Source organism: Bacillus sp. GW821-FHT01G09, assembly GCF_059422205.1.
The window spans coordinates 266,949-287,360 of sequence record NZ_JBWKWL010000005.1 but is presented as its reverse complement, the minus strand read 5'-3'; the positions used below and the strand labels follow the sequence as shown (position 1 = coordinate 287,360).

The 20,412-nt window shown below is 45.9% G+C and carries 23 protein-coding genes; 4 read left to right on the top strand and 19 right to left on the bottom strand.

Annotated features, from left to right (window positions below; translation table 11 throughout):
* Window positions 1-129: 129 nt before the first annotated feature.
* The 4 genes from AC07VD_RS17710 to AC07VD_RS17695 form a co-directional block, all read right to left on the bottom strand.
* The gene (locus AC07VD_RS17710; RefSeq protein ID WP_003234396.1) at window positions 130-552 is read right to left on the bottom strand and encodes a pyridoxamine 5'-phosphate oxidase family protein; all 423 of its coding nucleotides are present in this window, start codon (window positions 550-552) and stop codon (window positions 130-132) included.
* Window positions 553-629: 77 nt separating this feature from the next.
* Entirely contained in the window at window positions 630-1,181 is a 552-nt protein-coding gene (locus AC07VD_RS17705; RefSeq protein ID WP_326248107.1) for a GNAT family N-acetyltransferase, read from the bottom strand.
* A gap of 87 nt (window positions 1,182-1,268) precedes the next feature.
* Window positions 1,269-1,772 carry a D-lyxose ketol-isomerase gene (gene lyxE / locus AC07VD_RS17700; protein ID WP_003234400.1) on the bottom strand — a complete coding sequence of 168 codons (504 nt, stop codon included), beginning with the start codon at window positions 1,770-1,772 and terminating at the stop codon, window positions 1,269-1,271.
* 15 nt (window positions 1,773-1,787) lie between these two features.
* Entirely contained in the window at window positions 1,788-2,648 is an 861-nt protein-coding gene (locus AC07VD_RS17695) for an SDR family oxidoreductase (RefSeq protein WP_494721893.1), read from the bottom strand.
* A gap of 154 nt (window positions 2,649-2,802) precedes the next feature.
* On the opposite strand from AC07VD_RS17695, the gene AC07VD_RS17690 reads away from it, so the two are divergent.
* A complete protein-coding gene (locus tag AC07VD_RS17690; RefSeq protein ID WP_216996211.1) occupies window positions 2,803-3,399 on the top strand; it encodes a class I SAM-dependent methyltransferase in 597 nt (198 codons plus the stop codon).
* Between the two features lie 19 nt (window positions 3,400-3,418).
* Here the strand turns inward: AC07VD_RS17690 and AC07VD_RS17685 are convergent, their stop codons facing one another.
* From AC07VD_RS17685 to pbpC, 4 genes are all read right to left on the bottom strand, one after another.
* On the bottom strand, window positions 3,419-4,930 hold the full coding sequence (locus tag AC07VD_RS17685; protein ID WP_494721892.1) for a class I adenylate-forming enzyme family protein: 1,512 nt from the start codon (window positions 4,928-4,930) through the stop codon (window positions 3,419-3,421).
* A gap of 211 nt (window positions 4,931-5,141) precedes the next feature.
* Window positions 5,142-7,226, bottom strand: a complete 2,085-nt coding sequence (gene mtlR / locus AC07VD_RS17680) for a mannitol operon transcriptional activator MtlR (RefSeq protein WP_101169821.1) — start codon at window positions 7,224-7,226, stop codon at window positions 5,142-5,144.
* Window positions 7,227-7,411: 185 nt separating this feature from the next.
* On the bottom strand, window positions 7,412-8,314 hold the full coding sequence (locus tag AC07VD_RS17675) for an aldo/keto reductase (protein WP_494721891.1): 903 nt from the start codon (window positions 8,312-8,314) through the stop codon (window positions 7,412-7,414).
* A gap of 100 nt (window positions 8,315-8,414) precedes the next feature.
* Window positions 8,415-10,421: a penicillin-binding protein 3 gene (gene pbpC / locus AC07VD_RS17670; RefSeq protein WP_494721890.1), complete on the bottom strand. Its 2,007-nt coding sequence runs from the start codon at window positions 10,419-10,421 to the stop codon at window positions 8,415-8,417.
* Between the two features lie 150 nt (window positions 10,422-10,571).
* On the opposite strand from pbpC, the gene AC07VD_RS17665 reads away from it, so the two are divergent.
* On the top strand, window positions 10,572-10,859 hold the full coding sequence (locus tag AC07VD_RS17665; protein ID WP_003234413.1) for an antibiotic biosynthesis monooxygenase family protein: 288 nt from the start codon (window positions 10,572-10,574) through the stop codon (window positions 10,857-10,859).
* Between the two features lie 5 nt (window positions 10,860-10,864).
* Here AC07VD_RS17665 and AC07VD_RS17660 read toward each other — a convergent pair whose 3' ends face one another.
* The 9 genes from AC07VD_RS17660 to AC07VD_RS17620 form a co-directional block, all read right to left on the bottom strand.
* Entirely contained in the window at window positions 10,865-11,110 is a 246-nt protein-coding gene (locus AC07VD_RS17660) for a YczI family protein (RefSeq protein ID WP_003240256.1), read from the bottom strand.
* Between the two features lie 172 nt (window positions 11,111-11,282).
* Window positions 11,283-11,924 carry a spore germination lipase LipC gene (gene lipC, locus AC07VD_RS17655; protein WP_024572562.1) on the bottom strand — a complete coding sequence of 214 codons (642 nt, stop codon included), beginning with the start codon at window positions 11,922-11,924 and terminating at the stop codon, window positions 11,283-11,285.
* Between the two features lie 63 nt (window positions 11,925-11,987).
* Window positions 11,988-12,740, bottom strand: a complete 753-nt coding sequence (locus AC07VD_RS17650; RefSeq protein WP_014478857.1) for an IclR family transcriptional regulator — start codon at window positions 12,738-12,740, stop codon at window positions 11,988-11,990.
* 15 nt (window positions 12,741-12,755) lie between these two features.
* The gene (pxpC, locus tag AC07VD_RS17645; RefSeq protein ID WP_080332310.1) at window positions 12,756-13,763 is read right to left on the bottom strand and encodes a 5-oxoprolinase subunit PxpC; all 1,008 of its coding nucleotides are present in this window, start codon (window positions 13,761-13,763) and stop codon (window positions 12,756-12,758) included.
* Window positions 13,764-13,765: 2 nt separating this feature from the next.
* On the bottom strand, window positions 13,766-14,488 hold the full coding sequence (pxpB, locus tag AC07VD_RS17640) for a 5-oxoprolinase subunit PxpB (RefSeq protein WP_086343463.1): 723 nt from the start codon (window positions 14,486-14,488) through the stop codon (window positions 13,766-13,768).
* Window positions 14,489-14,532: 44 nt separating this feature from the next.
* Window positions 14,533-15,306 carry a putative hydro-lyase gene (locus AC07VD_RS17635; RefSeq protein WP_494721916.1) on the bottom strand — a complete coding sequence of 258 codons (774 nt, stop codon included), beginning with the start codon at window positions 15,304-15,306 and terminating at the stop codon, window positions 14,533-14,535.
* A 23-nt stretch (window positions 15,307-15,329) separates the two neighbouring features.
* The gene (locus AC07VD_RS17630) at window positions 15,330-16,544 is read right to left on the bottom strand and encodes an NRAMP family divalent metal transporter (RefSeq protein ID WP_024573240.1); all 1,215 of its coding nucleotides are present in this window, start codon (window positions 16,542-16,544) and stop codon (window positions 15,330-15,332) included.
* Between the two features lie 14 nt (window positions 16,545-16,558).
* Window positions 16,559-17,332 (bottom strand): 5-oxoprolinase subunit PpxA, encoded by a 774-nt coding sequence (gene pxpA, locus AC07VD_RS17625; RefSeq protein WP_130573341.1) that lies wholly within the window; start codon window positions 17,330-17,332, stop codon window positions 16,559-16,561.
* Window positions 17,333-17,537: 205 nt separating this feature from the next.
* The gene (locus tag AC07VD_RS17620; protein ID WP_003234424.1) at window positions 17,538-18,287 is read right to left on the bottom strand and encodes a phosphoglycolate phosphatase; all 750 of its coding nucleotides are present in this window, start codon (window positions 18,285-18,287) and stop codon (window positions 17,538-17,540) included.
* A gap of 132 nt (window positions 18,288-18,419) precedes the next feature.
* Here AC07VD_RS17620 and AC07VD_RS17615 point away from each other — a divergent pair, with 132 nt between their 5' ends.
* Window positions 18,420-18,584: a YczO family protein gene (locus tag AC07VD_RS17615; protein ID WP_032678934.1), complete on the top strand. Its 165-nt coding sequence runs from the start codon at window positions 18,420-18,422 to the stop codon at window positions 18,582-18,584.
* A gap of 32 nt (window positions 18,585-18,616) precedes the next feature.
* Here the strand turns inward: AC07VD_RS17615 and AC07VD_RS17610 are convergent, their stop codons facing one another.
* Window positions 18,617-19,009, bottom strand: a complete 393-nt coding sequence (locus tag AC07VD_RS17610) for a 3-hydroxyacyl-ACP dehydratase FabZ family protein (protein ID WP_003246580.1) — start codon at window positions 19,007-19,009, stop codon at window positions 18,617-18,619.
* 85 nt (window positions 19,010-19,094) lie between these two features.
* On the opposite strand from AC07VD_RS17610, the gene AC07VD_RS17605 reads away from it, so the two are divergent.
* Window positions 19,095-19,703, top strand: a complete 609-nt coding sequence (locus AC07VD_RS17605) for a dienelactone hydrolase family protein (protein ID WP_494721889.1) — start codon at window positions 19,095-19,097, stop codon at window positions 19,701-19,703.
* 68 nt (window positions 19,704-19,771) lie between these two features.
* On the opposite strand, the gene sipU is transcribed toward AC07VD_RS17605, so the two are convergent.
* Window positions 19,772-20,335, bottom strand: coding sequence for a signal peptidase I sipU (sipU, locus tag AC07VD_RS17600; protein WP_088467527.1), 564 nt, complete (start codon window positions 20,333-20,335; stop codon window positions 19,772-19,774).
* Window positions 20,336-20,412 lie beyond the last annotated feature (77 nt).

The following is a 20,412-nucleotide window of genomic DNA, read 5'->3' as shown; positions in this document are numbered from 1 at the left end:
GTTATGCTGCTTGGGAAGCGGTAAGCTTCTCTCTCAAAACAGAAAAAAGAAGTTTACTTTCTTTTTTATTTGCTTATTTTTCTTACTAGCTATTCATAATAACATATCGCCCCTGAAAACACAAATTTTTTATAGTTCGAGTGAGACCGGTGTTTTCTCCCCGGCATTCATCAATCTGATATCCTCCGGTTCAATTTCAAGAATCACCAGATTCGGATCATCCTTGCCGTCAAACCAGCGCTCTAATTTGGAACTCCATATTTTGTCCTTGAGTTCTGCCGAATTGTTGATTTTGGCTTTTCCGGCAACTTCGACATATGCGTCGCCAAAACCTTCACAATCATAGCCTAATAAAATGTGGACATTGGGGTTGTTCTCAATTTCTTCCGCTTTATGAGTTTCCTTGCTTGTCGGTGTGTAAATCGTCAGCCCGTCATGGAAAAAAGTCATGTAGCGGGAATGCGGTTTGCCCTTTTGAACTGTTGCGAGCGAACCTACTTTATGGTGATCTAGAACATCAAGCACTTTTTGTTTAATGTCTTGCTGATTCATCTCTAATCACTCCTTTTTAACGTCTCCGCTGTTACTTTTCCACATCCGGGGAAGATTTAAACAAGAAAGTGTGCTCTTTATTTTTCACCTTCCCATTCACGCTTTAACAGACTGTAGTAGACGAGGTCGTGATGCCTGCCGTTTACGTATAAGCCATCCCGTGCCCTTCCTTCCTCTAGAAACCCGAGCCGCTCCGGAAGCGCTCTGCTTTTTTCGTTTCCGACAGCCGCACAGATCGCCACACGATTCAGCTCAAGCTCTTCAAAAGCATACGTAATGAGTTTTCGGCAGGCAGCTGTAATAATGCCTTTCCCTTCAAATTCTTTGGCAATCCAGTATCCGATTTCCGCTTTTCGATTCACTTGATCAAGGTTATGCAGTCCGATCATGCCGCATAGGCTGCCGTCATAAAGGATCCCCGCTTCAATGCTGGTCAGATCAGCATATTCCCACCGCCAATTTGGAATGATCGTTTCTCTGTACGTTTCAGCGCTGCTTGGATTTTCCGCCCAAAACAGCCACTTGCCAAGCCGCTGCTGATTTTGGATAATGAGTTCGGCCAGCCGCTCCGCATCCTTCGGCTCCAATAATCGGATGGTGATGTGCTCATTTACCTTGCAAGTGAACATTGCCTCTCCCTCTTTCCTTTTTTACCCATTATAGCGATGATTCCGTTTTTTTCAATACAAAAAAGGATGGGCTGCTAAGCCTCATCCTTATATCCTTGGATCGGTAAAGATATCATGTTTATCCGTGCTCGTCGATGACATTTCCGTCACGACGGCACCTTCTTCCCCGGCCTGGAACCAATGCTTTGTATTCGGGGGGATTGTATATTGCCCGCCCGGTTCTAGCTCAATTTCGTGCCAGACCGTATAGTGTTCTCTGTCTTCCTGAGGAGGGAGAACTTTTGGAAGCGGCGTTTTTTCTCCTTCTACGTAAAGATACACTTTTCCGTAGCGGCAGCGGAAGGTCTCCTGCTTGCCTTCCTGGCCGTCGACCGGCGGATGGCGGTGTTCCGGGCAAGTCTGTCCCGGAAACAGCACCAATTCCTTTGAACAATAACGGTCTGTATTGACGTAGACGAAGAGCTGGAGCCCGACTTTTCTTTCTTTTCCTAAGCCGTAATCCATCAGCTGGATTTGGTCTACTTCCTCGTCCGTTAATACAATCCCTGCTTTTTGATAGTAGCTGTTCACTTCTTCTTTCGTGATGCCCATATGTCTCACTCCCTCTTATGTCGTCACAAAGTTTCCGCCGTTGACATGCAGGGTCTGACCTGTCATGTAAGAGGACTCATCTGATGCCAGAAGCACATAACAGCCGACGTGCTCAACAGGCTGTCCAGGACGGCCCATCGGCGTATCTTGCCCAAATTGATCAACTGTTTCTTCAGGGAACGTAGCTGGGATTAGTGGCGTCCAGATTGGACCCGGCGCGACTGCATTTACACGGATGCCGTCTTTGACAAGCGCCTGCGCCATTGTTCTTGTAAAGGCGTTGATCGCCCCTTTTGTCGCTGTATAATCAATCAGTGTCGGGTTCCCTACGTACGGGTTGATGGATGTCGTATTGATGATGGCGCTGCCCGGTTTCAGGTAATCAATTGCTTTTTTAGTCAAATAAAATTGAGAATAAAAGTTTGTTTTGAATGTGCGGTGAAGCTGTTCGCTCGTAATCTCTTTGATGCTTTCCTTCGGATGCTGTTCACCTGCATTGTTGACAAGGATGTCAAGGCCGCCTAGTTCCTTGACCGTTTTTTCAACCGCTTCATTGCAGAATTCCTCTTCACCTACGTCACCAGCAATCAGCAGGCATTTTACGCCTTCTTGTTCAACACGTTTCTTCGTCTCCTCAGCGTCTTCATGCTCATCCTTATACACAATGGCGATGTCTGCGCCTTCCTTTGCATAAGCGACGGAAACCGCGCGTCCGATCCCGCTGTCGCCGCCTGTAATAAGAGCTACTTTTCCTTTTAATTTGTCTGCTCCTTTATAATCCTCGTACTCATACACCGGACTTGGATTCATTTCGCTTTCAATTCCCGGCTGGCGACTTTGAGTTTGTGCCGGCAGTTCTTTTGGATAATTTGCCATGATGATTCTCCTCCTTTGTTTTCATGTCTATTTGTTGTGTACCTCACACACTCTTTGGATAAACATGGCTTGGCACCTTCGCATTGCTTTATCAGAAAAATGTTTCACATGGAACGCTTGGAGGAAATAACTCAAAAAGGGGGTTGGTTGCTGAATGATTAACATGCTTTCTAGAAGATTCAGCAGGCCAAAGGGCGTCATCGGCATGATTGCCGGGTACATCATGGCTGCTGAAAATCAAACACTGAATCAGTGGACAATCAATCAGCTGGGTATCACGCGCGGGGACAGCATTTTAGAAGTCGGGTTTGGCCCGGGATACTGCATAGAGCAGGTGCTGAAACGCGAGAAGGATGTTCAGCTTCATGGGATTGATGTGTCAGAGGCCATGCTGAAGATGGCCGCCCGCAGAGTGAAATCCAAGGGTGTGCGCCTGATACAAGGAAGCATCGAGACATTTCCTCTCCCCGCCTCGTTTTATGATAAAGTGATTTCCGTTAACAACTACACCATTTGGAATGACCAAACAAAAGGCATGAAACAGATTTATCGGGCATTAAAGCCAGGCGGCAAAGCAGCCATTACGATGCAGCCGCGGGAAGCGGATGCCAGTCCTGAGAAAACCAAATCATTTGGAAGACAGATGATTGCTGACTTTAAAGCAGCCGGCTTCGAAGACATTGATATAGAATTTAAGAACATTAAGCCTGAGCTTTCCGTCTGTGCAACTGCAAAGAAGCCCGCCACATAAAGTGGGCGGGCTTCTTCTTTTATGAATGTACAGCCTGATTGCGCAGGACGTCTTTTTTCACCTTGCCAAGGTTGTTTTTCGGCAGTTCGTTAACAAATTCAACTTCAGGTATTTTGTAAGCGGACAGGCGTTCTTTACAAAATGCGATGACATCTTCTGCCGTGATGCGCTGGCCGCCATTTTTCACGATAAAAGCTTTCGGTTTTTCACCGTAAAGCGGGTCAGGAATACCGACCACAGCCGTTTCAAGGATTCCCGGGATCTGCTGGATAACTTCTTCAACCTGATCAGGATAGACGTTATCGCCTCCGTAAATAATGACATCCTTGTAGCGTCCCGTGATGAAAATAAAGCCATCTTCATCCACATATCCTGAATCTCCGGTTTTAAACCATCCATTTTGCAGCACTTTCGCTGTTGCTTCAGGGTTGTCTTCATAGCCTTTAAATAAGAATGGCGTGTGAACAACGATTTCGCCGATTTCACCTTGAGGAAGTTCTTCTCCGGTCAGAGGATCTTCCACTTTGACTTTAACACCTGCCACAGGTTTTCCTGCAGATGCCGCTTTATCCATTCCCATATCAGGCGTCCATGTGCTGATGCCCCAAGCCTCAGTGCTTCCATAGCCATGCGCGAGCGGAATGCCAATATCAAGATAGCGGCGGATTAGGCTGCTCGGCACTTTTGTTCCGCCTGTCATTAAAATAACAAGTGAAGATAAGTCAGTTTGGTGCTTTTCCCACGCCTCAAGCAAATACGTGTAAAACACAGGAAGAGCCATCACGGTCTGAATTTTCTCTTCTTCAATGACCTTCAGCATGTGAACAGGATCTTGATCCTTTGTAAACACAAAGGTTGTTTCTGCAAACGTTCCAAGCATGATGCAAATGAGCGCACTCGTATGATAAATCGGATGGCACGCGAGAAAACGAAGGCCCTTCATACGTGCTATTGAGCTGTTGGATTTTTTAACGTATCTGTATATGCCGCCATGTGTAATCATGCATCTTTTCGGGTTTCCCGTTGTTCCAGATGTAAACATCAGAAGTGCTGTATCATCAGGGGAAACCATTTCCGTCTCTGGCAAATGATCAGGACCTGCAAACAGCGCTTCAAATTCAGCAGATGTTTCGTAAGCTGTTCCTGTTTCCATTGTTACACACAGTGAGGACAATTCAGGAAGAACTTCATCCAGTATCTCTTTAAACTCCGCTCCGTAAAACATCGCTTTCGGTTCACTTGCTTTTAAAATGCCTGTCATTTCATATGGTTTCAGCTGCCAGCTGACAGGTACGACAACAGCACCTATTTCAAGCGCGGCGAACATAACAGTTGATGCGGGATGGCCGTTTTTGCAAAGCAATGCAACACGGTCACCCTTTTGAATTCCTTTTTGAAGCATGGCATTCGCCAGCTGATTAATCCGTTTACGGTAACCTTTATATGTCAGTGTATGGTCTCCGCTTTTTACAGCCTCTATTTCTTCGCTATTCGGCATGTCATGCAGAATCAGATGCTGTAATGTTTCCATATCGTCATCTCCTATATTCTCTTGAATCTTCAATAATTTGTTAGATTTTCTTCCTTACCTCACCCATTTTAACCCAAAAAAGATAACTTGTAAAACTATTTCATTTTGGAATTATTCCAATACTGAATGATAAAATAGTCCCACATTTTCTTATTTTGTTCCCCATCCACAGAAAAACACACGCCAAATTTTTGACGTGTGCCATGCAGGTTTACAGTATGTTTTTTTCTTTCATCCATGTGAAAAATATGCGGTTTAACCGCTGATACAATTCTTGTTCTCCTTCTTCCTGAAACCCCGCCATGCTTTCTCCGCTCTCGATAATTGCCGAGCTGATCGCGCTTAAAATCTCCGAGCCTTCAGCAGATAATGAGCCAGGCGCCATCATGACGAGAATGCGTGTCATCCTGAGGGTATTTCCGTCCATGCCATCCACTTCATAGGAGGTGCTGAGATCAAACATTTTGAAAAAAGGCAGGACGATTTCATCATTTTTGAGATGATAAAGCGCCATGTTTGTTCCGGGGATTCCCAATCCCCCTTGTTTCTCCCGCTCAGCCAGGCAAACCGCGGCTTTTTCCGGATCACGGATCAGGCCATCCTTCTTCAGCTGTTGAAAAAGCTCTAGCAGAAGCATGCTATGGTCCGGGTTTGTTTTGAGTTGAGCTAGCGTAAAATGGCGCAGAACATCTTGGATAACTTCCATATACCGCCCTATGCTTTCCGCCGCCTCTAGCATGTCAGGTACATCAGCTTGCTGCGCCTCTTCCTTCGGGCTTCTTTTTTTGTTAAGAATAAGGGGAATCTTCCGCTTGATATACTGCTTGACCTGGTTTGCGTCTTCCTCATTTAATAGCGGGCTGACCATGATGTAATCAATGTTTTCATAAGGAATCGGTACAGTGGACACAATCATATCATAGGCTTGAACATCCTTCCCCTTTAGCTCGATCAGAGATGACATATCAAACGATTCAATTTCCGGCAGCTCTTTTTTCAGTCTGGAGGCAAGCATTTTCGAGGAGCCGATCCCGCTTGAGCAGACGACAAGCGCTTTCACTTTTGCTTCTTCTTTTTTGATTTCAAGAGCCGAGCCAAAGTGAAGAACGATAAAAGCGATTTCATCATCAGAAAAGGACATGCCCGGAAAATACTTTTCGACACCTTCTTCGATCGCCATATAAAGCAGAAAATAATCGCGCTTGATCTGTTCCTTCATCGGATTGTATATCTCAATATTTTCTTTTATGCGGCTGACGGCCGGCTCCAAATGGGCAATCAAGCCTTCATATAAAGAGTAGTTTTTCGTCAGATCCATTCTGATTTTGTCTGAAATAAAAGCAATGAGCCGCTTTGTTTGCAGGGCTGTTTCCAGCTCAATTTCCTGCGCTTTGTATTCTGTTTTGTATTTTCGATTGGCGCTTCGAAGGTGGATTGTAATATAGCCGACCTCTGCCTCTGGGATCGTCACGCCGAAGGCACGTTCAAGCTCGCCCGCGATTTCAAGAGCCGAACTGTATTCTTTCGCGTTCTTCAGTTCCTCAAGCTCATTTTGCTCCATGGTGATGGTTTCCCCAAGCTTAATTCGTTCGATCGCATACGTCAGATGGACGACGAGCGCTATATAGGAGCTGTCGGACAATGAAAAAGCGATTTTTTCTTTGAGCTGAAATAAGATGCGCTCCATTTTTAGCAGCTCGCCTTTGCTGACAACCCCGAACATTTTCTCTGAAGAATCAGCTTTTCCTTTGATGTTTAATTCAACCGCTTCCAAAAACATTTGGATGTCGAGACGGTTCACAATCAAGTTGCCGACAATTTTCCGTTTCGCATTCTCCGGCCCTATGAGCTGGATGCCAAAACCTCTTTTGCGGATCAGTGTCAGTCCGAAGGGGGAAATCCACTTCTCGAGCTCATCTAAGTCATAGCTGACCGTGGCATTCGTCACCTGGAGATCATGAGCAAGCGTGTATAGTTTGACGGGCTCCTGAGACTCTAATAACGAACAAAGAATGAGCAGTTTCCGTTCGTCGGCGCTGTATTCATGCTGTTCATATGATAAATCAGTAAGCAGCTTTTGTTTATCCTCGGGACTTCCCACTGCTTTCAACCCTTTACCGGGCTGTTTATCTAACGTAAGCCCCACGGTTTCCATCAGCGGTTTAATTGATTTGAGTTCCCTGTGAATGGTTCTCGTGCTGACTTGCATCAGCTCAGCAAGCTCAGTTACGGTTATATATCTGTTTTGTAATAATAAGTGCTTTAACAGCTTTTGTTCTCTGGCAGTCATATACATAAAAAAGACCTCCTAGACAATCTTGATGTGCGGATGAAGTCGCAAGGAGATGCAGTAGAGGATATAGAGAGGTTTCCTTTTAATATAAAACGCTTTCAAGAAAGAATCAATCACTTATAAATGGTAATTTGGCACTAAGCGGTGTGACAATATTGAAAAAGCATCAGCTGGTAAGCTGATGCTTTTTATGGAATATCGTAACCCTGTACGGCTGTAAAAATGCGGAACCATTGATCCTGGTCAAGCTTGTATGACAACGCATTTATCGCGGCGGAAATCCGCTCGCGCTTTCCGCTTCCGACAATCGGCATGATGTCGGCCGGATGCGTATACAGCCATGCGTACATCACCTCGTCCAATGAAGCGGCGCCAATCTCTGCTTGGACGGATTCAAGCGCCGTGCGGACACGCCGGTCTTTATCCGTGTTTTCAGTGAATACTTTGCCGCCTGCCAGAGGCGACCAAGCCATCGGCGGAATCCGTTTTTCCTGGCACAGGTTCAAAGTGCCGTCGAGCATATTTTCTAATTCGTATGCGGAAAGCTCAATCTGGTTGGTCACAAGCTTCTCAGGCAAATACGATTCCAGCATCCGATACTGGTGATCTTTAAAATTTGAAACGCCAAAGTACCTGACCTTGCCAGAGCATTTCAAGGCCTGAAACGCCTCTGCTACCCCCTCCGGATCCATGAGCGGGTCCGGTCTGTGAATCAACAGCACATCAATATAATCCGTCCTTAAGTTCATAAGCGATTGCTCAACGGATGCCAAAATATGCGATTTGCTTGTGTTATAATGATGCGATCTGTGAGCGGGCCGTTCAGGCGATTCAAGAACGATACCGCATTTTGTGACCAGCTCTATGTTTTCTCTTAATCCAGGCGAAATGGCAAGGGCGTTTCCAAACAGCTTTTCGCACGTATAGCCTCCATAAATATCCGCATGATCAAAGGTCGTGATGCCATGATCGATACACCATTCAATGAGACTCAGAAGTTCAGCATCTGAATAGTTCCATTCATTCAGCCGCCAAAGCCCGTGTATGACTCTTGAAAATTGAAGATCCTCCGCCAATTGAATACGCTGCATGCAAAATCCCTCTTTTCTTTGTATAAACCGGGTTTTGCCCCTTACTAGTTCATTCGGCCTCAGATCCCCTTTTTCCTTTCGCTCCTTTTAAAAAGACATTTTAATTCGATTGAAATTGCTTTTTCGCTTTCTCAACGACATAGTGGCTGCCGCCGCGGTCCTGCACATTTTGGATCATCATGGCTACAAGCAGGTCTTTGTTTTTGTAATCGTAGCCGACAAACCAGCCATTTTCCGTGCCGTCTTTATCATCTTTTGATGTTTTCAGCTCGGCTGTTCCTGTTTTCCCGGCCACTGTGATTCCTTTTACGACAGGCTGATACGCTGATCCGCGCTCATCTTCCACAACGCCTTTCAGACCTTTTGTAATGTCTGCCGCTCCTTCCTTCGTGACCACTTGCTTGTGCCAAACATCAGCTGTTTGTGAATCTTTTTTGATCAGCGTCGGTTTGACAAGATCTCCATTGTCAACAAATGGCGTGTAAGCAGTTGCCAAGTGAAGCGGAGACATTTGCATTTGCCCTTGTCCGTAGCCTGTATCCGCAAGCAAAATGTCTGAATCAAGCTTGTCATTTGCAATAGACGATTTCTGGATCGGGAATTCATACGGAACGTCCTCTGAAAAACCGAATGTTTTTAAGCCTTTTGTGAAGGTATCCGCTCCCATATCAAGCGCATTCTGGGCAAAATAAATATTGTCTGACGTAATAAGGGCGTTTTCCAAATCGACTTGTTGAAGTCTCTCAGACACACGTGTCACTGAATAGCCGCCCCAGCTCGAATCTTTTTGCCACTCCTTGCCTTTAATTGTTTTCTTCTCATCGGCTTTAAGGGTGCCGTTTTTGATTCCAATAGCAGCCGCAATCGGTTTAATGGTAGAACCTGGCGCGTATGTCTTATTGAATTTCGCTGAAAACGGATTGTTTTTATCTTTGTTTAGCTTTTTCCATTCCTTATCGCTCCAGCCGAAAATAAATCCGTTTGGATCGTAGGAAGGCGCACTGACAAGGGCTAGTGTTTCGCCTGTCTTCGGCTGCAGCGCGACTGCCGCCCCGCTGTCATCCTTCAGTTCATCATACAGCTTCGTTTGCGTTTTGATATCAATTGTGAGGTGAAGATCCTCGCCGTCCTTTGCTTTCTTTTCAGCGATGACTTCCCCGGTTTGCGGCACGTAGATTTTCCAGCCAGTTGTGCCTCTTAGCTTGTCTTCATACACATTTTCAAGTCCGGCGATACCGATGTTAGACGTATCGCTGTACGTTCCTTCTTTCTTTTTCTTCAGTTCTTCCGCTGTAATGGCGCGGACATAGCCTGTCAAATGGGCTGTCTTTTCGCCATACGGATAGTAGCGGGAGCTGACATTCGTTCTTGTTACGCCTTGTAATGACGTCGCTTCAGAAACTAATTTCTCCTTGTCAGGCTTGACCTTTTTGAGCGGCACAAACGAATCGTCTTTTACCCAGCCTTGATCCAGCTTTTTCTTGATGTCGTCTTCAGTCAAATCAAGTTTTTTGGCGAGTTCTTTTATAACTTTCTCTTTTTTATCGCCAAGCTCTCCGGGAACAATTCCAATTTCCGGAACATCTGTATTGACAGCTAAACCTTTTCCATTTTTATCGTAAATTTGGCCTCGTTTCGGTTCAATGCTCATAATTTGCACGGTTTTGTCGTCAGCCAGCTGCTTGAAAATAAACGATGGGTCCCAATCTATATTCCATGACTCCTCGTCATCTGTTTTTTCTAATTTCAGCACAGCAGTATTCTTGAAGCTGACTTTGCCGGCATTTGTGTTCATGCTGACTTTATACGGGATATGTTTCATTGTCTTGTTGTCTTGATCGTCCTTATCTACTTCTCCCGCAGTGACTTTCAAATTTTTTACGCCGGCCTGCTCATAGATGGCTTTATACCTGTTGACGAAATCTTTTTTGGAGATTTCTTTTTTGACATCTTTAGTCAGGCTTTGATACATGTCATCGAATTGCTGATCGTTCCACTGTTTCACGAATGCTTCCATGCGATCCTCTGGTGAATCTGTTTTGGAGCATCCGATTAACCCAATCAATCCGACGCATAGAAATACTAGTAGAATACACTTTTTTAACATGACTTTCCCCTGCCTTCCACTTGTTATTTTCTCTTAATTGAATTGGTGCGTGCAAGATTTTTTTGAAAATGAAGGAAAAGTTCACCGATTTTGCAGAAATCTCCTATCGTTTGCTGTAGACTATTTGAAAAGACAGAAAGAAGGGATAGCATGGTCAGGGAGGCAGCAATGCTTCACATTAAAGAAGGCCTTGAACAAGAGTTTGAGGATGCATTCCGGCAAGCGGCGCCGATTATTTCCGGCATGAAGGGCTATATCACTCACTCGTTATCAAAATGCATGGAGGAAACGCATAAATATCTGCTTCTTGTGGAGTGGGAAACACTTGAGGACCATACGGAAGGCTTTCGCGGTTCTTCAGAGTATCAAGAGTGGAAAGCCTTGCTTCATCGGTTCTATACCCCGTTCCCGACGGTCGAGCATTTTCAGGATGTGTAATAGATTTATATAATATGAAGTGTAAAACCGATAAGGGAGACAGACCATACAAAAACGGCGGTATAAATATTAAAAGCGCCTGAGCCGTCATTTTCTTTTTTGCGTTCTTCAAGCCCCTGCATAAACATGACCGCACCAAGAAAGACGAGCATGACTGATTGGATAACAGAGGTGTGTTCCGTATAGTTAAAAGCAATAAGCGCCAGTATAATAATGATAACCGCAAAAGACATTTTAAAAATCCGAAACAAAAGGACCATCCTTCCTTATATACGAAATATTGAACGTTATGGCTATATTTGCCTACGCCCTCCATTATTCTAGCGCACTTTGTTTGTCTGTAGAACAGAAGACAGAGAATTTTAAGTTTCTTTTAATATTTCGATCACACATAAAAAACGCGCCTGTCATTAGGCGCGTTTTTTATGAAACTGATAATTCTTTATAGCCTAGCTTGTGAACGGCTTCAGCCATCGCTTGATAGCCTTTGCAGTTCGGATGGACACCGTCAAAGGACAGATATTCCCGCTCCTTGCCTTTGAAGATGCTATAGGCATCCGCGATTTTGACATGGGGTGCTGATGCAAGTGTTTCTAAATGTGAATTAAAGGATGTGATCCATTTGCCGGCGATTTCAATGCCGGGAAACGGATTGTATAAGTTGAACACTCGGATGGCGTACGGGGAAGGATTTTCTCCTTTAATCTCGGCGATTTTGGCAATCATCTTTTCAAAATTCTCATGGCAATGGGCGGATACACGGCTGAAAATCGTTTCATCCTTAGAGGTTTGGTAGGCTAAGACCGAATCGATGAGATCGTTTCCGCACCCTGTGATCGTTATCATATCAGCATCTCGAATGCATTTTTGCACATAGGGATATGACAGGAGTCCCAAAATCTCTTCTGTATTCAGGCCTGATCTGGCAAATATGTTTATTGCCGTTCTTGTTTTCAAGTCAGCTTCCATCATGTCCCCAAAACGCTGGACGAAGCCGGGTGAAAACAGCCCGGAGCCTCTCCCTGTCGTCAAGGAATCGCCCAGAGCTGTATATCGAAGCATCATGTTCTTTCCTCCACTCTTGAACGTCGATACGTTAATGTACGCAGCAGAGAAAAGATTGGCTACTTATGTATATCCTATTTTTCTTGAAATCTGTAAAGCGGCGTCCTTCACCTTTTCTGTTAAATAGGGCAGCCTGTCTTCTGTAAATCTCGCTTCAAAGCCTGCAATGCTAATGCCGGCTGCCACCTGACGCTTATGGTTAAAGATCGGGGCGCCGATCGCCGCCGTATAGTTTTCGAGCTCTGAATAGCTGACAGTATAGCCATTTTGCACAGAGGCATCAATCTCCTGAAGCAGTTTTTCGGGATCGGTAATCGTTCCGGAGCCAATCGAAATGAGCTCGGTTTGTTTGATGTATGCTTCGATTTCTTCACGGGGAAGAAAGGACAGAATGCTTCTGGCGCACGCTCCCGCGTATAGGGGGGAACGCCTGCCGATCGCCGTATACAGCCGCACAGTCTGTGTCCCTTCTATTTTCTCAACGTATATCGCTTCATTGCCGTCCCTCATGATCAACTGCACGGCCTCATCCACTTCCCGGCACAGCTCTTCCATCACCGGTTTCGCTATTTTTCTGATATCCAGCCTGTCAGCGACAAGCTGTCCGAATTCCAAAAACACCAATCCCAGCGAATAAGCGCCGGACGCATCCCGACTGAGGAACCCCATTTCCTCCAAGGAGCTGACCATCCGGTGAACAGAGGTCTTCGGCATTCCCGTCAGCGACACCAGTTCACTTAAGGTTAGGCTTGGTTTGTGCAAAAACAAATTAAGCAGCGCCATAGATTTGACTACGGTTTTGTTTTTATTCTGCATCATGCATCCCCTTTGCTATGTCAGCCATTCCATCTTCATTCTCGTTTTCAGTTCTTTTATATGCTGTTCCCGTTCTACCGCAAGCGCTTCTGCCTCCTGAAGGGACACAGGTTCAAACTGGACGTGCTCGCCCGGCATGATTTGGGAAACAATCGGCAGATCAGCGGATATGATGTGCGCGATCCTCGGATAGCCGCCAGTCGTCTGCCGGTCTGCAAGCAGGATAATCGGGTTGCCGTCAGGCGGCACCTGAACTGTTCCGAATGAAACCGCTTCCGACACCATCTCAAGCGGCGCCTTCAGTTCGAGCGGTTCTCCTTTGAGCCTGTAGCCCATACGGTCAGACTGCGGCGTGACACGAAATGCTTCTTGATAAAAACGCGTTTTTGATTCTTCTGTGAAAAAGGCAAATTGCTTTCCTTCCAGCACCCGAATGACGGGATTCTTCTTCAATGGCAGAAATCTGCTGCGGCTGACTGACCACTTCGGTGCTGCAAATCCCTGTTTTCCAAGCTGCGAACTTAAGCGGGAAAGGATGGTTTGCGAAAGAGCTGACATCTCTCCAATGTTCAGTTCATCTTCTTTTTGAAGCGCTCTGCCATGAAGTCCGCCGATGCCTGCTCTGACGTATGTGCTTTTACTTTCCATGACGGCAGGCACCTCGATGCCGCCGGCTGCCGCCAAATAAGCACGGCTGCCGAGTTTGCAGGGGCCGAAGCTGACCGTGCTGTTTTCCTTGATGAGCACAGGCTTCCATAAAGGCGCTTCCTCGTCATTAATACGCAGCGTGAAGTCCGCCCCTGTCACAGCAATCAGTGTCTGTTTTGAAAAATGAAACGACGGACCGGGCCCCATCATCGTTATTTCGAGACCTGCTTCATTTTCGCCGTTTCCTATCAACAGATTGGCAATGCGCAGTGAAACCGTGTCCATAGCACCGCTGGCCAGAACGCCGTATTTTTGGTAACCCGTTCTGCCTATATCCTGAACCGTTGTGAGCAGTCCGGGCTTTAATACTTTCATGCTCAATTGGACTCCTCCTTATAGGCGTGATAGTCTTTTTCTGAGATGCGAACGAATTTCACAGTATCTCCCGCCCGCAGCAATGTCGGCGGGTTTTCCTGCGGCCGGAAAAGAGCCAGCGGCGTTTTGCCGATCAGCTGCCAGCCGCCCGGCGTTGAAATCGGATAAACGCCTGTCTGCAATCCCGCAATACCGACCGAACCTGCGGGAATCGACGGTCTTGGTGATGATTTTCTCGGAGCTGCAATGCGTTTTGACATCCCGCCTAGAAAAGGAAAACCGGGCGCGAAGCCAAGCATATATACCACATATTCACCGTTTGTATGAATGTCGATTACTTCCTCCGGTGACAGCTGATTGACCTTCGCCACCTCTTCTAAATCCGGACCGAATTCACCGCCATAGCAGACGGGAATTTCTACAATGCGGCGGTTGACCTCATAGTCTTCGGCTATTTCAACCAGCCGCTCTTCGACATCGCGCTTGACCTTCTCAAAAGGTGAGCTTATGCCTTGAGGCAAATGCTTGTACACTTCATACATATCATAAAATACGGTTAGACTTGTAAAAGCCGGGATACATTCAATGAATCCCGGAAATGGCTGTTCTTCTATATAAGCGGCCGCGGCATGGACAATGCCGTTAACCTGTTCATTGATTTCTTCTCCGAATCGGATCATCATTGCAGAATCACCGAGCTGTTCGATTTGATATCGTACAGTCATCTTTCTCACCTCTTTTATTTCTCGTTCATCAGGATGACGAGAGGTTACAGCACCGCAAGCGACTCGTCTCGAATATCTGTGATGAGCATATGCCCCGGCGCATGTGTGATGACCATTTCAGGCTTTACATTCATAGCCACGGCTTGCGGGGTCACCCCGCATGCCCAAAAAACAGGAACCTCGCCGTCACGAATGGAAACGGCATCTCCGAAATCCGGTTTCCCGAGATCGCGAATCCCGATTGCTCCCGGATTACCGATATGGATCGGCCCTCCGTGCACAGCCGGAAAACGCGAGGTCACTTGTGCGGCACGTACAGCCAGCCGTTCAGGAACCGGCCTCATGCTGACAACCATCTGTCCGTGAAACGCCCCCGCCGGAACACAATCGATATTCGTTTTATACATCGAGACGTTTGTCCCCTCATCAATATGCCGGACAGCTATCCCATTATTGATCAGTGCCTGTTCAAAGGAGAAGCTGCATCCGATCAGAAAGCCGACAAATTCGTCCTCCCAGTATGGCGTAATATCAGATACTTCTTCCGTTAAGATACCGTGCCTGTAAATACGGTATTTCGGAAAGTCCGTTCTGATATCAGCATCAGGCGCAGCCAGAGACGGCACAGGCGAACCTGCTTCAGTCACATCCAGCACGGGGCAGGGCTTTGGATTTCGCTGGCAAAACAGCAGAAAGTCAAACGCAAGGTCCTTTTTCAAAACCACAAGATTCGCTTGGGCGTAGCCGCCGGACATGCCTGCGGTCGGCCCGTTTATTTTCCCCTCTCGTATCAGGGCGCGTACATCCTTTGGCGCCATTTTGTTTAATTGCTCCACTTATATCAGCTCCACAATTGAGGAAGTTGTGTGATTAACGTGTAGATTCCCATAACTGCCATTACAATCACTACAAGCGCGCCTGTGCTTGTCAGCCAAAGCGGATGCTTATAATCACCGACAATGTTTTTCTTGTAGGCGGCAACAAGCAGCGTTCCGAGTGCAATCGGCAGAATTAAGCCGTTCAGTGAACCGACAAGGACGAGGATCTTCGCAGGCTGGCCGATTGTGATAAAAGCTAACGTAGAAATCACAATAAATCCGATAATAATACCGCGTGAATTCTTTTCAATTTTTGGAGAAAAGGTTTTGAAAAACGAAACAGATGTATAGGCTGCTCCAATAACAGACGTAATCGCCGCAGACCACATGATCAATCCGAAAATTTTATAACCGACATTTCCAGCAGCCAGCTTGAAGACAGAAGCCGCCGGGTTGCTTTCATCGATGTGCAGGCCTTTCGATACAACGCCTAGAACCGCAAGAAAAAGAGCGATACGCATGACAGATGTAATTAAAATGCCGACAACCGAGCTTTTTGTCACCTGCGGAATGGATTCCTTCCCTTTAATTCCGGCATCAAGCAAACGGTGTCCTCCGGCAAATGTGATATAACCGCCGACGGTTCCGCCCACTAGGGTGACAATGGCAAATATGCTGATGTGTTCCGGGACGAATGTATTTGCGACTGCCTGTCCGACCGGAGGAGCTGTCGTCGCCGCAACGTAGACCGTTAAAATAATCATCACGAACCCCGCGATTTGCGTAAAACGGTCCATCGCTTTTCCTGCTTCCTTGATGACAAAAATCAAAATGGCAATAACGGCACTGATTAAAGCGCCTGTTTCAGGTGTAATGCCGAACAGCACCTGAAGCCCCAGCCCAGCCCCTCCGATATTCCCAATATTAAAAGCTAGTCCGCCAAGCACGACGAGAATGGCGATGAAATACCCCAATCCGGGAAGCACCATATTCGCAATTTCCTGACCTCGTTTTCCAGAAACTGCGATGATGCGCCACACATTGGTTTGGGCGAAAATATCTAAAATAATAGAGATTAAGATGACAAAACCGAAGCTTGCTGCGAGTGTGTTTGTGAATGTTGCGGTTTGGGTGAGGAAACCCGGTCCGATTGCTGATGTCGCCATTAAAAAGGCGGCGCCCATCAGCAATGACCAGCTGCCCGCTTTTTTTCCTGCTGTCTTTTTCTGCTGCTCCATCTATTGTTCCTCCTTTATGTTGACTTCTGTTCTGAAATAGCTGTCACTTCAATTCCAGCCGCTTTGAGATGTTTTCTGATTTTTTGCGCAAATGTCAGCGCATGGGCTCCATCTCCATGAATGCAGACTGTATCTGCTTTTAATGACACATCATGTCCTTGCTGAGATTTGACCGCCCCTTCTTTCACCATTTTGATGACCTGGGTGACGGCGGCATCATCACTTTCAATGAGTGCGTCCGGCTGGGAGCGCGGTGTCAGCGTGCCGTCCGATTGGTATGTTCTGTCGGCGAACACTTCATTTGCGGTCTGTAGTCCGATCCGTTCTCCCGCTTTTACAAGCTCGCTCTCAGCAAGACCGAAAAGAATCAGGCCGGGATCAACCTTATAGACAGCTTTCGCGATAGCATCCGACAGTTTTTGATCGACTGCCGCCATATTGTATAAAGCGCCATGTGGCTTGACGTGCTGCATGTGAAGTCCCTCTGCTTTTAGAAAGCCAGAGAGCGCGCCAATTTGATAAACGACAAGATCATACGCTTCCTCAGGAGAAATCGCCATATTGCGGCGCCCAAAACCGAGTAAATCCGGCAAGCCCGGATGCGCACCCATTTTCACGCCTCTTTCTGCTGCAAGCGCGACGGTTTTTCGCATAACACTAGGATCTCCTGCATGAAATCCGCATGCGATATTCGCTGATGTCACATACTCTAAAATATCTTGGTCAAGGCCTATCTTGTAGGCTCCGAAGCTTTCTCCTAAATCACAGTTTAAATCAATCTGAAACACAGAATCCCTCCTGCCAAAGCAAACGATATGCTTTATGTCATTTATTGTCCCGAAATTCGGAACGACTATTCCGAATTTTTGAACTTTATTTCATTATAAGTGAATCATATCAGTTTGTGAAATACTTTTGTCAGAAAACCTACCATGGTCCCAGAAGAAAACCTGCCAAACTAAAAAAGAGAGTCCATCTTAGGACTCTCTTTTTTTATAGTACCCAATGGCGAATCGCTTTAGCGACACCATCCTCAATATTTGTATCCGTGATATAATCAGCCGTTTCTTTTACGATGTCTTGCGCATTGCCCATTGCGACGCCAAGACCCGCTTCTTTGATCATCGCAATGTCATTAAGGCTGTCGCCCATCGCCATCACATTCTCCATTGTAAAGCCGAGTTTTTCCGTAACCTTGGCAAGGGCTGCAGCTTTGTTGATGCCAAGCGCGTTGACTTCAATGTTTGTCGGACTTGAATTTGTGATTTCGAGCTCTTTGTTTTTTCTCAGCTCCTCAAGCACTTCGTTTCGGATATCGTCATCCTCAATGTCAAAGCCGAATTTGAGCCATTCATGATCCGTTATGTTTTCCGGAAACTCGCCTCTCCATACTTTATTCACCGTAGAAGCCCAGAAATTAGTGTTGTGCTTATTCCGCAAATCCCACATCATTTGAATATGGTCCGTATGAAGCAGCTTCCGTTCCACCAAATTAAAATTCGAATCCCAAATTTCACTGCCGTTTGCCGTGATTAGAAAGGATGACAGCTTTAGCGATTCCGCCAGCTCCCGGCACGTCATCAGCGTCCGGCCCGTGCTGATCACCACATACACACCTTTATCCTCCGCTTCACGAATGGCTTTGCGGTTTTCATCCGAGATCAGCTGCTCGTCGTTCAGCAGTGTACCATCCATATCAATTGCGATCAGCTTGATATCTACATCTTCTCTTTGAACAGACATATATGTACCTCTCTTTATCTTTTTGTTGTGCTTCTCTCTATTCTAATACATTATACCCAGCGGGACAAAAAAGCGATTTCCTATGTTTGAGGAGAACGGATAAGAGGAAAACAAACGGTGAGGTGATCAAACATGACAGAAAGAAAACAGCAAAACAAACCAAATGAAAACCCCGAGCACAACGACTTAACCGATCCGATTCCTAATGAAGAGCTGAAGGAAAATATGAATGATGAAAAACACAAACGCCAGCAAAGAGATAACTCTCAAAGCGAACGGGATTACGACACAAAATAGAACCCCTCACAAAATGTTGTGAAGGGTTTTTTTCATTTTTCAATATAGATGCCGATTTCAGCTTCAGCAACAGGCTGCTCTCCAACTGATGCCTTGGCATGTCCGAACACAAACCCGCGCCGATTGCGCGTGACTTCAAACGTAAGATCAAGCCGGTCACCAGGCACAGCTTCTCCCAGCTTTTCCGCTTTCTTCACCGAAGACAATAATCCCAAGCTGTTCTCATCTGTAATTCCTGTAAAAGCCGCGGTTTGCGCAAGCGCTTCAATCACAAGTGAAAACGGCATTTCTGTTTGCGTATCAGTGATAAACCAGTCGTTCTCACTAATCAGCTTATAAGCTGCCGCATGTTTGCCGGGCTCGCTATCCGTCACGCCATCAATAAACAAAAATGGATAGCGGTGAGGCAAAGATAATGAGTTCATTTTATATCTCCTTTTTTTGACCATTATATCTCAGCCTAAAGTGAAACGATAGGATATAATGGAAAAAACACAAAAGGAGGCCGTTATGTCCCCAAAACCGCTTGTCATTCTCGTACACGAAATATACGGTGTAAACAGCCATATGAAAAAGATGGGCCGGCTGATCAAAATGGCTGGATATGATGTGTTGACGCCCAACCTGCTCGGCGAGGATGAAGTCTACACACTGCAAGAAGAAAAAACGGCATACGAACAATTTACAAAACACGAACGGCTGAAAACGGGAGAAACCATCATCCAGAATGTGATCAGGCAAAACGCCGGACGGCACATCTTTGTGATTGGATTCAGCGTGGGGGCTACTATCGCATGGAAATGCAGCAGTATGCCTGAGGTGAGCGGATCGGTTTGTTATTACGGTTCCCGGATACGCGACTCTCTTCATCACGTGCCAGCCTGCCCGGTCCTATTGTTTTTCCCTAATTATGAGCCGTCGTTTGACGTAGCGCTTCTTATCAAAAAACTGCGGGAAAAACAGCATACCCATCTTGAGATTTATCAATTCGATGCGCTTCACGGCTTCGCCAATCCTGATTCTATTTATTTCAACAGGGCCCTTTTCTTCAAAACGCTCTCTATCATAAAAAACGGGGCGGAAAAACGGCTCCGCCCAGTTTCATCAGAAATTTTTTAAACGCTTACAGTGCTTTATTATCGCGTGTTTTGGTTCCGTACGTTCCATGTTCTTTGTTGCATTGCGTTTTATTTTGCCTGTCTCATCTCACCGAATGGATAAAAGACGAGAGATTCAGTACCGATGATATCGTCCTCAGAAGGCATGCCCATTCCGTTTCTGCTATCCAGTGAATTGAGACGGTTATCTCCCATCACAAAATATTTACCGGAAGGAACCTCAACTTCGAAGTCACCTGTTAAGGTTACACCCGACTCTTTGACCTCCTGTTTATATTCCTTTAAGTATGGTTCTTCCACCTTTTTATCATTTATGTATAGCTGATCATTTTTCATTTTAATGCTGTCACCAGGCAAACCGATTAAACGTTTGACAAATGAGCGGCCGCTCTTTTTGTCATGAATGACTATGATGTCGCCTCTGTGAAACCCGCCAGTCCATTTGACTGCTTTATCAACCAGAATTCTTTCTGAGTCTTTAAGCGTTGGGGCCATTGATGATCCTTCAATAAGAAAAGGCTTGTAAAACACCAATCTGATCGTAAAAATGAGAGCTGTGATCATAATAATACTGAGTACAACGATCGTTTTGATTTTTCTTTTTTTCTTTAACGTGATTGTTTTTGCATTCAACTTCCTTCACCCGATGCTTTCCTAAGAATTCCAAATTATTATACAGCATTTGGAACTGCTTGGTTAGACTTTCGTGG